12 protein-coding genes are annotated in these 14,695 nt (G+C 40.7%); 11 read left to right on the top strand and 1 reads right to left on the bottom strand.

The features are described from left to right. Positions 1-4: 4 nt before the first annotated feature. The 4 genes from AC3CAU_RS11230 (at position 5) to AC3CAU_RS11215 (ending at position 6,957) form a co-directional block, all read left to right on the top strand. Positions 5-1,789 (top strand): methyl-coenzyme M reductase, encoded by a 1,785-nt coding sequence (locus tag AC3CAU_RS11230; RefSeq protein WP_447052890.1) that lies wholly within the window; start codon positions 5-7, stop codon positions 1,787-1,789. Then, positions 1,789-4,032 carry a lytic transglycosylase domain-containing protein gene (locus AC3CAU_RS11225; RefSeq protein WP_447052891.1) on the top strand — a complete coding sequence of 748 codons (2,244 nt, stop codon included), beginning with the start codon at positions 1,789-1,791 and terminating at the stop codon, positions 4,030-4,032. Before AC3CAU_RS11230 ends, AC3CAU_RS11225 begins: the two co-directional genes overlap by 1 nt. Positions 4,033-4,157: 125 nt before the next feature. Next, positions 4,158-4,367: a hypothetical protein gene (locus AC3CAU_RS11220; protein WP_447052892.1), complete on the top strand. Its 210-nt coding sequence runs from the start codon at positions 4,158-4,160 to the stop codon at positions 4,365-4,367. Between the two features lie 61 nt (positions 4,368-4,428). Beyond that, positions 4,429-6,957, top strand: a complete 2,529-nt coding sequence (locus AC3CAU_RS11215; RefSeq protein ID WP_447052893.1) for a hypothetical protein — start codon at positions 4,429-4,431, stop codon at positions 6,955-6,957. A gap of 37 nt (positions 6,958-6,994) precedes the next feature. On the opposite strand, the gene AC3CAU_RS11210 is transcribed toward AC3CAU_RS11215, so the two are convergent. Continuing rightward, complete coding sequence (locus AC3CAU_RS11210; protein WP_447052894.1) at positions 6,995-7,138, bottom strand: hypothetical protein; 144 nt, start codon at positions 7,136-7,138, stop codon at positions 6,995-6,997. 135 nt (positions 7,139-7,273) lie between these two features. Here AC3CAU_RS11210 and AC3CAU_RS11205 point away from each other — a divergent pair, with 135 nt between their 5' ends. From AC3CAU_RS11205 to AC3CAU_RS11175, 7 genes are all read left to right on the top strand, one after another. Next, positions 7,274-7,582: a hypothetical protein gene (locus AC3CAU_RS11205; protein ID WP_447052895.1), complete on the top strand. Its 309-nt coding sequence runs from the start codon at positions 7,274-7,276 to the stop codon at positions 7,580-7,582. Next, the gene (gene terL, locus AC3CAU_RS11200) at positions 7,582-9,261 is read left to right on the top strand and encodes a phage terminase large subunit (protein WP_447052896.1); all 1,680 of its coding nucleotides are present in this window, start codon (positions 7,582-7,584) and stop codon (positions 9,259-9,261) included. The genes AC3CAU_RS11205 and terL overlap by 1 nt, the downstream gene beginning before the upstream one ends. Positions 9,262-9,271: 10 nt before the next feature. Further along, positions 9,272-12,232, top strand: a complete 2,961-nt coding sequence (locus AC3CAU_RS11195) for a pyocin knob domain-containing protein (RefSeq protein WP_447052897.1) — start codon at positions 9,272-9,274, stop codon at positions 12,230-12,232. Between the two features lie 74 nt (positions 12,233-12,306). Beyond that, entirely contained in the window at positions 12,307-12,591 is a 285-nt protein-coding gene (locus AC3CAU_RS11190) for a holin (RefSeq protein WP_284066716.1), read from the top strand. After that, a complete protein-coding gene (locus tag AC3CAU_RS11185) occupies positions 12,575-13,084 on the top strand; it encodes a lysozyme (RefSeq protein WP_447052898.1) in 510 nt (169 codons plus the stop codon). Before AC3CAU_RS11190 ends, AC3CAU_RS11185 begins: the two co-directional genes overlap by 17 nt. Next, entirely contained in the window at positions 13,084-13,596 is a 513-nt protein-coding gene (locus AC3CAU_RS11180) for a hypothetical protein (RefSeq protein WP_447052900.1), read from the top strand. Before AC3CAU_RS11185 ends, AC3CAU_RS11180 begins: the two co-directional genes overlap by 1 nt. Positions 13,597-13,795: 199 nt before the next feature. Beyond that, a complete protein-coding gene (locus AC3CAU_RS11175) occupies positions 13,796-14,650 on the top strand; it encodes a 3'(2'),5'-bisphosphate nucleotidase CysQ family protein (RefSeq protein ID WP_131214447.1) in 855 nt (284 codons plus the stop codon). Positions 14,651-14,695: the final 45 nt, after the last annotated feature.

The following is a 14,695-nucleotide window of genomic DNA, read 5'->3' as shown; positions in this document are numbered from 1 at the left end:
GCAGGTGACATTGCTTAAAAATGATGTATCCAATGGAGTACGTAAAGCGCAGGATGCAAATGCGACCTTACAGAAATGGTCACAAGATCGTTACAAGCAGCTTGAAAATGAAATGCCTGGTCATGCTCAAAAACAGTTAAAGCAATACTGGGATGAAAACGTGATTAAGCAGGCACCCGGCTTTTTACCGTTACAACTTCGTGCTGATGCTCAAAAGTCTGTTCAATTGGTGGATCGTGCTTTTGATATTGCAACTCGTTATGAAGAAAAACAGGGTGAGGAATATTTAGATACCTATCTAAGCACCGCTGATATATCTGAAGCCGCTAAGGGTGAGATGCGCCAAAAATACAAATCCACTCGTAACTTGATGTCAGTCGATGGGGTCATTAGTGATGCTGTATCAGCTAAAGATACGGCAAGACTACAAGGCTTAATTACTGATTTAGATGGTGGCAAGTATGCATATCTTGACGGTGCAACGGCGCAGCAAAAGAAAGCACAGGCTTTAAGCCGCATTGATGCCATTACCAAACAAGTTGAAGTTGAGGAAAATAAACGCAAAACAGAATCAGGCAAAGTATTTAATGAGTTTAAATCTCAGGTTCTGACAGGCCGTGCTTTGGATGATGACTATCTGGCGAATGTAGGTACTGCGGTAAAAGGTACTGAGCATGAGGGTGAATATCAATTTTATAAACAACAGTCTACCAATTTTCAAAGTTTTGGCCGTAAGTCTACCAGTCAAATGCTAGAGCTGATTAATCAGCAAAAAGCCAAGATGAAGAACAGTACAACCAGTAATGCCGTGACTGAAGAAAAGGTTTTAGGTGTGTATGAAAGTTTATACCAGGAGAAACTAAACTTACTCAAAGATAATCCGAATCAAGCGGTACGTGAAACAGGTCTAAAAGTTAATGAACTCAGTGCTACTGAATTAAAAACCAATCCTTCTTCCTGGACACAAAAAGCGATTGATAATGGTACAAGCCAGTTAGCCCTTAAAGATGCAAATATAAAACTTGCACCGATTTCTGCCGAGGATTTACCTGAAGCTAAAAAGGCTTTCGAAGGCATGGGGGTAAATGACAAAATCAATTTCATTGGCGGCTTGGTTTCCAATGCAAAAAAATACGGCACAAAAGGTCATGCAATCTGGGGGGCTACTTTGGGTCAGTTAGGCGGTGGTGACCAGTCATATATCTTGGCAGGTATTGCACGTATGAATGGCTTTAAGTCAGATAAAGGCGAAGATGTAGCAACTGCAATTGTGAGTGGTACACAGGCACTTAAAAACAAGCAACTCATCATGCCTAAAGATGACGTGCTTAAAAAGAAATTTAATGACTATGTGGGCAATTCAGCTTCGGGTAATACCGCCAACATGACGTTTTCAGGCTTTAAATCCATTTACGCTCACCTTGCTGAGCGTGATAACTATCAGCATAAAGACAAGGGCGATATAAGTGATTCTATAGCCAACACAGCACTAAGTATGGCAACTGGTGGCGTGTATGATCAGATGAGTTATGGGGAAGCGAAAAGCGGAAAGTCAAAATGGAAAGTATCAAAACCATACGGTATGAGTGATGAGCGTTTTGAAACGATTGTCGATGGTCGTTATTCTGCCATCTCTCAAAAATACAAAATCCCTGAAAATGAATTAAAGGATTTACGTTTACGCCGTGAAGGCACAACCGGCCCTAAAGGTCAGATCCGTTATGCCTTGATCAATGAGCGTGGCAAACCGCTGTACTACATGAACATGCCTGATGGAGTAACCAAGTAATGAGCAATTGGCTATCTGGATATTCAGGTGAAGATCAGCGTCAAGTTGATGAAGTAAACGCCAAAGGTATTGCGCACAAACCAACTCAACAGAAAAAAGAGCCCGGCTTATTTGATGGTGCAGGATCAGCTATTCCTCGTGGTGCTTTAGCGGGTGCGGTAAAGGTTGTTGATGCGGTTGCCAAGCCTTTTGAACGTGTTGCTGACCACATTGGATATTCTGTCAACGACACATTAAACGGAGGTTTAGATGGGGCGCTTGATGTACGTGAGCCATCATTTTCCGAAATTCATGCTGATAAAAATAAAGAGCGTCAAAACAAGCTGGTCATGGAAGTTGAGCAGCTTGAAGATAAAGAAAATACAGGTCTGATCGGCAATATCGCTTTTGGTGTTTCTGACTTTGCCACACGTGCCCTAGGTGGTTCACTTGTCGCAGGTCCTGCGGGGGCAGTGGCAGCAACCGGATTATCTGAAACCAATTACAGCTATGAAGATTTAACCCATAAAGGTGTAGATTCTGGTACGGCTGCAAAGGTTGCTGTAATTGATGGTGTGGTAGCAGGGGCATCAGCTGCATTACCTATTAACTATGGTTTTAAAGGCACAGGCGGTTTAGTAAAAGATGCGGCATTATCTATTGGCGGTGCAACAGCATTATCTACCGGTGGTCAGGCTTTAAGTGGGGAAATTCTCAAATCAGAGGACTACAATAAACAAGCCAAAAAATATGAAGTTACCGCTGAAAGTGTCACCACTGAACTTGTGTTGAATGGCTTGTTATTCGGTGCAGGTCGTTATGCTCAAGGCTTAAATAAAGATATTGATGCAGAACTACATAATATTGATGTAGATGCATTGGAGACTAGAAATACACAAATTCAATCTGCATTGGTATTGAATGAAATGCAGCTTGAGGATGCAGCCGCACCGGTTAAACCCTCTAATCCAATTCAACATAATAACCATCTTAAAAATATGAATGGTGCAGTTGAGAGCTTAAAAGCAGGTCGTCCGGTGAATGTGGTTCATCCTGTTAAAGGTGAAGAAAAGCAAAAACCTGTTAATTATGATTCTATGGCTTTACCAACCAATGCAAAAACAATTGCACGTAAGGCACAGCAAGAAGGTGTAGATCCGAGTGTTGCATTGACCATTGCACATCTAGAAAGCAATTTTAGTCATACAGCCCAACCACCAGTAGGTAAAGATGGTAAGCGCCTATCAACAGCATATGGTTTATTTCAACCACTAGCTAAAACATGGAAGGGCTTGGGTGGAGGTGATAAAAATAATATTGATGAGCAAATTCGCATTGGCCTAAAACACATTAAGCAGGCTGATAGCTATATGCGTAGAAGTCTTGGGCGTGAACCAGTAGCACATGAGCAATATTTAGGTCATTTACTTGGCCCAGGTGGAGCAGCTGCAGTTCTAAAAGCAGATCCAAATGCAAAGCTGATTGATATCGTCCGTAAATATGACTCTAAGAATGCCGATGCCATTGTAAATAATAACGGTATGTCTGGGATGTCTGTAGGACAAGCGATAGATAAGTGGCGTAAGAAGTGGAACACCGTAAGCGCACGTTATGGTGGCAATGGCACCAGTCATGCTATCGGCATGGACGGATCAAGCTATGACATGGCTTATGAAGTTAAATCACTAGATGAGCTAATTGCATCAAATGATGCAGCATATGGCGTAAATCCTAATTACCCATCTGAACTACAGCCGCGTGACCGGACACGTGAAGCATCACGTCAACAAATTGAAAACATGGCTAATGATTTACGTCCTGAACTATTGGGTGAGTCTTATAAGTTGTCTGATGGTGCTCCAATTATCGGCATGGACAATGTTGTAGAGTCTGGTAATGGTCGAACACTTGCCATCGGTAAAGCTTATGAAAATGGTCGTGCTGAAGAATACCGCGCTTATATTGAAGAATATGCAAATACTCGAGGTTGGGATATATCAGGCATAAACAACCCTGTTTTAGTGCGTACACGTCTGACCGATACAGACCGTGTGCAATTCGCCAAGTTAGCCAATGAGTCTGATGTAGCGCAATTCAGCGCATCTGAGCGTGCATCAAGTGACGTTGACCGTTTACCCGACTCATCACTACTTAAAATCAATTCAGACGGAAATATTAACCTCGAGCAATCAATGGACTTTGTACGAGGCTTTGTTAATTCACTACCAAAATCAGAACACGGTTCAGTGATTACCGCTGAATGAGCTGGAAGCAGAAGCGAAACAGGCTCAGCAAGATACTTTAGCCGCACAAACAGCCATTAGTTGTGCTTTACAGTTTGGGCAATAAATCGTTTAATGATTCATCAAATTTAATCGGTAAAAATAGAATGTTTGAAGTAAAAATTCTTTGCCTTGGTGGGCCATTGCACGGGAAAAGGGTGGAAGATAAAGGCGAAAAATTCTCTGAAGATGAATTGGTTTATCGTAAAAAACTTGATGATCAGAAGCACCCTTCTTATGTTTGTGAAACTATGACTGATCAGCAATTCAAGGATTTAAAGGATGAAGTGAAAATGTTCCAAAAAGGTTATGTGTAATACTCAATAAACCACATTTAAAACCATGCTCAGATGATGAAAATTATCTGAGCATTTTTTTATGAAAGACCAATGCAAAGCAGCCGTTGCAAAAGCACTCGGCAAACAATCATTAAACCAACAAGAAGCCAGGGACATTGAAAACCGTATCAAAGATGCAATGAAATCTTTAGCCAAAAAAGATATTCAAAATTGGCGCAATTTATCCGATGCCGACAAACTGACTGAAGCAGGCAAACAAGTTGCAACCGATATTCAAGAACAATTAAAGCGTAAGCATAAAATTGCGGCTCAAGACATTTTGACGCAATCTAAAAACTTAGCACAGCTTGACCATCCAAAATTATCAGCCAGTGAAGTAGTAGATCGCATGGTTGCGCCTCATGGTGATATGTCAGGTGTTCAATCACTTGATTCTAAATCACGTGCTATTGCTTCAATTTACCGTGGTGATCTGGTGGACTTTTACACCAACATTAAAGGCGGTCTAGGTGTATTCACTGACGCAGATTTAGTTCAAAAAATTGTACGTGAGCGTTTTGGACAAGACACCGGGGATGCTCTGGCCAAGAATATATCTGACAAGATGGGCGATGTATTTGAAGGAATGCGTCAGCGGTTCAATAGATCCGGTGGTGATATTGGTAAGCTTGATGATTGGGGACTACCACAAACACATGACTTGCAAAAAATCGCTATTGCCGGGAAAGAAGCATGGGTAAATAAAGCTGAAAATCTGATTGATACATCCAAATACGTGCACGAGGATGGTTCATTTTATTCTCAACAACAGATTCGTGAATTGCTTGAATACTCATTTGATACGCTCACCAGTAACGGTGCCAACAAAACTGAAATAGGTCGTCAAGCTACAGGTGGTTCATCGTCCAAGGTTACCAGCCGACATTCTGAAAGTCGTGTGCTGCATTTTAAAGATGCCGATGCCTGGTTAGATTATCAATCTGATTTTGGTGGTATGCCTTTTGTAGATCTGGTGGAAGCGCATGTAAATGGCTTGTCTAAAGATATCGCCCTGGTTGAGAATCTAGGAAGTAATCCGCGTAATGCCATGCGTATTTTGATGGATGCAGCAGAGAAAAAAGATTGGGCAAAAAGTGTTGATGCTAATGTCACAGGTAAATCACGTAAACGTGCACAAACCATGTTTGATGAGTTTTCAGGGCAGAACACACCACAGTCAGAAGTACTTGCTAATTTAGGTCTGGCATATCGTTCTATGAATGTTGCATCGATGTTGGGTGGTACCACACTTTCATCTATCACCGATCAGGCCATGATTGCCAAAATTGCATCTATTCACAACATTGCCTTCCGTAAAACCTTTGGTGAATTACTTACACAATTAAATCCTAAAAATTCAGAAGATCGTGAACTGGCACATAGCTTGGGTTTAGCCACAGAAGAAATGCTCGGATCTATTGCACGTTGGTCAGATGATGGCTTGACTTCGGTACATGGTAAGTCTCAAAAGTTGGCACGTGTATCAAGTGGTATTGCTTCACAGGTCATGCGTGTTTCTGGACTCAATGCATTAACAGCAGCTTCAAAAGTTGGCTTCAGTAAAATGCTGATGGAGAAATACGGACGTTTAAGCCGTGACAAAGCATGGTCAGACCTGCACGCAGATGACCGTGAGCTCATGGAAAAAACCGGATTGAGTGAACGTGCATGGGAAGTGATGCGCCTGGCTGATCCAGTTGTAGATCGTAAAGGCAATCAGCTTATGTCGGCACGTTCTATTTATGGAATTCCGGATGACCAATTGACCAAGTTTGGCAATCCACAAAAAGTAAAAGATGAAATTGCATCACAGTTTCAGGCTCATTTACTTGATGAGCAGGGAATGGCTGTGGTTGAAGCCGGATTACGTGAACGTACATGGATGACTGCCGGTGCTAAAAAAGGCACGGCAATGGGTGAAATTATCAAAGGGATTACTCAGTTTAAATCCTTCCCCACATCATTCCTTATGCGCCATGGATCACGCGCCATGAGTCTTGAAAAAGGCACATCTAAAGCGGCTTATGCGGCTTCCATATTTGGCATGACAACTTTACTAGGTGCTTTGGTTGTACAGCTTAAAGAAATCGCAAACGGCAATGATCCATCAACCATGTGGGATAATGAAGATCCACAAAAGACGATTAATTTTTTCACCCGTTCAGCGGTTCAAGGCGGTGGCTTATCTATCTTAGGTGACATTCTTGTGGCAGGTACTGATACCAGTGGGCGAAGTGCTACAGATTTCGCTATGGGGCCATTAGGTGCAGACTTTAAAACAGCCTTAGGTTTAACGGTAGGTAACTTCACTCAGTATTATGATGACAAGGATACCAATGCAGCGAATGAGGCATTCAAGGCAGTGAAATCTAAATTACCTGGTCAAAACCTGTGGTACACCAAAGCAGCTGCAAACCGTTTAGTTTTTGATGAAATGCAGGACATGATTGCACCTGGTTACCGTGAGAAATTATTGCGTAAAGCAGAACGTCAGCATGATCGTACACGTTGGCTTGGTGATGATTGGGGCGATATTCAAGCACCAGATATTGAGAAAGTTATGCAATAAAAAAGGGCTGCATTTGCAGCCCCTTTTTACTTAAAAATTAACGGCCACCTGGACGACGGTCAGCAGAACGATCGCCACAAGATGAACCATCTTTAGCAGATTGCCAGCTATGGTCACATGAACCGGCAAAAGTCATAGTTGTTGGTAATGCTAAAAGTGCAGCAATGATGAAATTTTTCATTTAAAAGTACCCCTAGTTATAGTTGATTGATCAGCATACATTCCAAATCATTAACAATCTATGACCATAAAGTAGGACACCCAACAAACCTTCATTTCATCCCTCGTATAAGTAATTTATACGGGGGATTTTTATATGCGTGATGATCAAATCAAGGAACTAGAAGAACTGTCTGAAACGATGACAGATGACATGATTCAGATAGCTTATGCAGCTTCTGAATGCAAGTTTGAAACTCCTGAAGATAGAGGGAATAAGGTTTGGCTTTATAAAGGTTTAAACCAATGTGCATCCGCTATTACTAAAGTTCAGCAGGTTCTCGCTTTCAAGCGTGGCGATGTGTCGCCCATTAGTGCAAACAAAGAGACTCAACGCAAACACGAAGAAAATTTAATCAAGAAGGCCGAAGCTGAAGCGGAAAAACTAAAGGCTAAATATAGCTAATGAGCAAACCGAAGATTAGTTTTCTCGCTTTCTTTCTACTCTGGGCTGAATTTCAGGGTTGGAAAGTACCCGCATTCCATGTGCGGGTCTGCACGTTCTTAGAAAACTTTTATCTTAATGGTCGTACTGGGTTGCTCATGCTTCCACGTGGCCATTCTAAATCAAGCATATTGGACGTATTTAATGCGTGGGTAATCTATTGCTGGCCTGACATTTTAATACTGCATCAAGGCACCACTGACGATGATGCATACAAATGCAGTAATGGTACAAAAAACGTCCTTGAGAATCACCCCTTATGTGTTGATAACGAAGATGTAAAGCGTAAAAAAGGTGAAACTGAACGTTGGTGGGTTAAAGGTGCTACAGATATTCGTTACGGCACTATGTTGTCAAAAGGTATTTTGTCAGGAGTAACAGGACATCGAGCCGGGTTCATTCAAAACGATGACGTAGAAACACCAAAAACTACCGGCACACCAGATGCACGTGAAAAGCTGCGTTTTAGGCTTAGTGAACAAACACATATTGCTTTACCTAAGGCTAAAAAGCTCTGGATTGGAACACCTCACTCACATGATTCGCTGTATGACGATATTAAGAAATTAAAGAAAGTAGACATATTGGTGCTAAAAATGTTTGAGGATGAAAAACGTATTGAAAATGCCAAAGCTGGTCAAATGTATTTATTAGATTTTGATCCAGTTCATGCTTTTGCAGGCATTAGCAAAGGTTCTAAATATTTAGAAAAAGGAAAAGATTATTTATGTAGTAAAAAGGGGAATATATACAAAATCATTCTTATTGAAGACCATTACATTGCTGACTTTTATTCAGAAGGAATATGGGCCGAACGTTTTGATGCGGAGGAAATGACAAGCCGACGTGAGGAATGTAAAACCCTGAATGAATGGGATTCGCAATATCAGATGCATGCAAAACCAGTTGGTGATGTGCGTCTTGATCCTGACAAGATGATTCCTTATGACTGTGAACCAGTCCTGCGCCGTGCCAACGGCAAATACATCATGATGCTGGGTGATCGGCAAATTGTTGGTCTCACTATGCGATGGGACCCATCATCCGGCAAGCTTAAATCGGATATTTCATCCGTGGCTTTGGTTTTACATGATGACTTTGGCGCGAAGTACTGGCACAGATCTATTGCACTGACTGGTGAAGTCGTCACACATGATGCACACGGAAACATTACAGGTGGTCAAGTATGGCAATTATGCGACCTGATTGAGCAATTCAATGTTCCGAGCCTAACGATTGAAACTAACGGTATCGGTAACTTTGCACCTGCAGCATTAAAAGGCGCATTGAAAGCACGTCGTATCCGTTGTGGTGTAAAAGAAGTTCATAACACAAGTGCTAAAAATAAACGCATTCTGGAAGCACTGGAAGGGCCATTAATGTCAGGTCTTTTATGGGTTCATACATCAGTCATTGACACACCAGAAGAAGGTGAAAACAGCTCAAGACAATACAAAAATATGCGTATGTTCAACCCTGCAATTACCGAACAGCCAGATGATGATCTAGATTCTTTAGCAGGTGCTGTCACTGATTCACCAGAACGCATCGGCAAAATACACAGACAAAATGAAGCTAATGAATCGCCTAATTGGAGGACAAACGGTGGTGAAGTTGAAGCCGCCTTAGATTTCGATTAGGGGATAAATCATGGCAGTACCTGAACAAACGCCATACAAAGAATATGTAGCAAATGGTACAACTAAGAAATTTACATTGAACTTTATTTGTGATTCTCAAGACCATTTAGTTGTTACTGTAAATGATATTAAACCAATAACTGGTGCATGGTCATTAATAAATGGAGAAGTTGTTTTTAATCAACCACCATTGGTTAATTCGGTAATAAAAATTTATCGTAATTCACCATTAGTCCGAAACACTCAATTCAAGTCTTATGACAATTCATTTAATGCTACTTCGTTGAATGCTGATCTTGATAAGCTTTGGTTTGTTTTACAAGAATTTGAAGTAAAAATCGGTGGTGGTACTTCTTTACTTCAAAAAATAATAGATTCTTTAGTATCTGGAAATGTGAATGGTTTACCAGGTGAAGTTTTAGCGCGTATATCTGGTGATAATCAACTAAAAGGCTTTATTGATAATGAGGCTCAGCGTGCTTATTTAGCTGAAATAAATCTTAATGAGCGCATAAACCAAGAAGCCATTTTAACTACGCAGAAGGTTAATAGTGAGAATGCTAGAGCTATAGCGGCTGAAGCTGACTTACAGACGCAAGTTAATTCAATTGGAGTTGGTAACAAGTCATACACAACCTATGCACTAATGGATGCGGCCAAAGCGACCATTCCAGCAAATTCTAAAGTTACAGTGACTAACGACCCTGATTCAGCTAAAAATGGCGACTGGCAATATAACGGATCTTCATTCTCCAAATCGATTTATGATCCGCTTCAGCAAGCAAAAAACTATGTTGACGAAAACCCTTTCGCTAAACCTGTACGATTGACAACTCAAAACATTAAATCGCTAACAACCGTGGGCTGGCACTATCAAGTTGGCGGTAGTAACGCCACTCCTGAGCGTGGTTATCCTGTTTTAGATAGCGGTTATTTACTAAATTTAGGCATATTAAATAGTGCAGGCGATAACTGGGCTATCATGATTCAAGTTTATTATGCTGCCAGTTCAGGCAATGTTTATATCGATACATATAACCCAACAACATCACTCTGGCGTGGTTGGATAAAACAAGCAACTTCACCTCAATTAGATGCCTTGAAAGCCGAGTTAAAACTACCCAAGAGTTATGAAATTATATTTGAGCCGTCGGGTAAAAACCTGATCAATGAAAATAATATTAAGAAGGATTTTTATCTAAATACAAGTGGCGTATTAAGGGAAGCAGCAGGTTGGGGGACTACAGATTATATCCCAGTAGTGGCAGGGCAGACGTATACCTTGAGCGGTACTTTCGGGTATTCATGGCTGTCTTTCTTCTCAAGTAACTCAACAATAACTCCAATTAGTCATGAACGTCCTTTGGTTTTTCCTCATACATTTACAGTGCCAGTTGGTGCTAATTTCATAATCGCTAACCTGTATCAGCCAAGTAATCAAAATTACAGTAATGTTCAGTTAGAGTTGGGTAATGTCGCAACCGCTTATGAAAGTGGTACACCTTCTATCAAATTGAAAAAGGAAGCTATTTATCCCGAAGTCTCGGCAGGTGGAGTAGGAGGCATTGGAGCTACCGCGAGTGTTGTAGGAGACGATCTTACAATCAAAGCGAAAACAGTTGAACAAACTGTGAAATTAAAACGGGCATTCTCTTTGACGCAATCTCAAGTGTTCAACTTTATTGAAGCTAAAATCGGCGGTGTCACAATTGCCACAATGTCAGATGATGTTGCGCCACTATACATTGCAGATGCTCAAATTTCAGCAAACCATGGCTATATGGGAGGGAGTATTACACTTGCTGCCCACGGTAAAACTGTAGCTGATATTGGTTCCTTATGGACAGATGCCGCAGGTCGTGAATGTATTATTTTAGATATTCCTGATGCAAATACAATTGTTATGACACAGACGATTACTAACACATCGTTTAGTGCATCCAATCTAGTGTTTACACATAAATCAGGGGCAACAAACACAGCAACTATTAATGCAACCAGCACAGCTTCAGTTCAGGTTTATCCAGTTCTGAATAAGCATAAGACATCGCTGTCGGCAGATGGGATTCCTCTTGATTATAAAACTCAGGAAGTTTCGTACAAACAGGATTTCACGGTGTCTGAGAGTTATGGATTGCTTTTGAAATCGGATATAGTTGCGTATGTAATTGCCAATAAGGGTAAGAAAATCACTTCGTATGAATCTATTACCCCATTCCTACAGTTTAATAATTCTTATGCATTTGATAGCGATGGTGGTTGCACTATTACGAGCGATTTTGTTGTGTTGAAAGCAACTTCCTTTCGTGATTTTATGATGCTTCAAAGCGTTAAAATCGCAGGTAGTGGTTTAACTTACTACGTCCCAAAATCTTTACCATTTTCTCAGGATTCAATCAGTTACGATTTTACCAAAGGTGTGGATATTGCTTTAACACAGAAGCCGACAGTTGCAATTGATTTTACGCCAGATAAGGTAGACCAAACCGTAAACCCAGTTGATCGCTACATTCAGAGATCAAGTGTTGGTGGATTCAGTCTTGGTCTGCTACCCGCTTTAGATGCAGAGCCGACAAGACGCAAGGTATTAACGACAACGAAAGCAGGACGTGTAAATACAACACTTAAAATCTACCATTCACTTGTAGATACAACATCTATCTCAAACTTAGCTGTTGGTGATTACTTTGGTGGCAAGGGTTATAGAAAGTACTTTCCTGCCCCTGATGTAAGTAAAATTTCATCTTATGCTGTATATGATAAAGATGCGGATTACTACTTTATCGACTATAAGCCGAGCGTCTCAAAAGTTGACATTATTGACTTGCCACCTCGTTTGCAAAATCGTGAATTTACAGTTCATGAAAAAACAAACAATGTAAGTGTGATAAGTAAAGCTACAACTTCACAGATTTATTTGAATGTCGTAAATAGTCCTAATGCTGGATACATTGTATTGAAGTTTAAATAACACCCAACAAACCACCATCAACCCTGATCTTTAATTGGATCAGGGTTTTTTATTGCCAAAATTTAGGGGGCGGCATGTCAGATCATGCGCAAGGAATTATAGAAACGACAGGTGTGGTTACATCATCCGCAGTTAAAACAAGTGTGGTGGGTGGAGGTGCTTCAATTCTTGGGAAGTTTACAGGTCTTGATCCAGTCACAATTATTGGCCTGGCAATCGGTCTATTGGGTTTGTTGGTCAGTGTATTTAGTTTTCTAATCAATTGGCACTACAAGAAAAAAGAGGATCAACGCGCTCAAGAATTACACGAATTCGAACTTATGTTGCGCAGGGGGAAATGTGATGTCGAACAAGACTAAATATATCGTAACCATGCTTACGGCAATCAGTGTGGGTGGTATTGCGTATACGCAAAGTAAAGAAGGCACGGTTTTAGTTCCGTACAAAGATAGTGTAGGTGTGGCCACGATCGGCACTGGCACCACGGTTTATCCAAACGGCCAAAAAGTCAAAATGACTGATCCAAAAATCACACAAAAACAAGCCACTGAATATCTGAAATTCCACATCGATAAAGATGCCAAGATTTTCAATAAATCACTTTTGGGCATTCCACTTTCCCAGACTGAATATGACCTGTATATGGACTTCACTTATCAGTTCGGTACTGGTGCCTGGTCATCATCTTCAATGCTTCGCAATTTAAAGCAAGGCAAATATAAACAGGCTTGCGATTCATTATTGAAATGGAAGTATGCAGCAAAGCGCGATTGTTCGGTTAGATCCAACAATTGCTATGGTGTTTGGGTGCGACAGGTGGAACGTCACAGCAAATGCATGGGGGCTAACTAATGCCATTCCTATTAATTATTTGGAACAACAAGCGTTGGACTTTGATCATTGTGCTTTTGTTGTGCTTATTTTTTCAAGCCTGGCATGTGAATGGTTTAGCAGGCGATTTACGCAAAGCTGAAACCGCATGTGATGTACGTGTGGCCAAAGCTATTAAACCCTATGAAGATGCAATTGATCAGGCTCAAGAAGAAAAAGCCACCATCATGCAAACATGGTCAGATAAATATATTGAGGTAGAACAAAATGCGATTAAAAAAATACAAGATGCGAATGCTGCCGCTCGTAGTGCTGAGTTGGCTAATAATGGGCTGTCAAAGCAACTCAGTGAAGCCAACAAGCGTTTGTCCACAGCTTCCCATCAAACCATCGTTGAGTACACCATTACCAACAGTGAGTTACTCGAAGCATGCACAGCAGAATATCGAAGCATGGCAGAAAAAGCAGATGGACACGCAATTGATGTCGAGCGATTAAGTGAAGTATGGCCGGAAGAAAAAGCCTTCAAGTGAGGGCTTTATATTTTCGATGCTTGCTAAGCTATAATGTACATAGCAGATTTTTCAAAGTGTACAAATGTGTGTACATAAAAATCAGGTAAAGTATTTTGATTAAATAAATTTTAATTAAAATAATAACTTATGTTTTAGTACACCCATATCAAAAATGATGGTCGGTTTTTCTGAATAATTCGGCATATATAGGTAATCTATGTTCAAAATAACAACAGCACCACAAGATGCATTAATTTTACAGCTTGTACCTATTGTGACACAGGCATGTGAAATTTTGCGAGTGGAATATCAGGCCTATTGTGCAGGTGGGGATTTTGATGTCGAGAAAAAAAGTGACAATTCGCCTGTAACGCAAGCCGATTATCGGGTCAATGAATTTATCACCCTAGCATTAAAGAAAAAATTTCCTGAGACCCCTTTATTGTCAGAAGAAGGCGACAATACCGAGCGTAAGCGATGGCAAAACTTCTGGTTGCTGGACCCACTGGATGGAACCAAAGAATTCCTGCATAAACGACCTGAGTTTACCATTAACCTAAGTTTGGTTGAAGGTGCATATACGGTCTTCGCGATATTGGCAATTCCAGCCGAGCAAACGCTCTATATTTGTCCGAAGCAAGGTTTACCGTTGAAATTTGAGATTCAAACCGGAAAATGGCTGGAATATGCAGAAGATGAACCATTTGCAGTCATTCAAGTGGGTTTAAGTCAAAGTAGTCAAGGTCGGTCCGAATATGCTGAATATTTGAATATCTTAAAACAGCAAGTTGATGTTGTAGAGTTTAAAGCAGGTAGTGCCTATAAGTTTTGCATGATGCTTGAAGGAAAGGTTGATATTTATCCGCGGTTTCATCCGACAAGCGAGTGGGACACCAGTGCAGGTCAATGTCTGATTGAGCGTATTGGTGGTGGTTTGGTTGATTTAAAAGGAAGATCTTTTTTATATAATCAACGAAGTAGTTTATTGAATGGTGGCTTTATTGCATTTAAAAATATCGAAATGAAAAAAATAGCATTCCAAGCTCTAGGACTTATGGCGAACATCCATTGAGCTGATGTTTTAACATGCTATAGTGTGCCGAACCATGTTTAATTT

The sequence above is a fragment of the Acinetobacter sp. GG23 genome (assembly GCF_057766365.1).
This window is presented reverse-complemented; position numbering and strand designations above follow the sequence as displayed.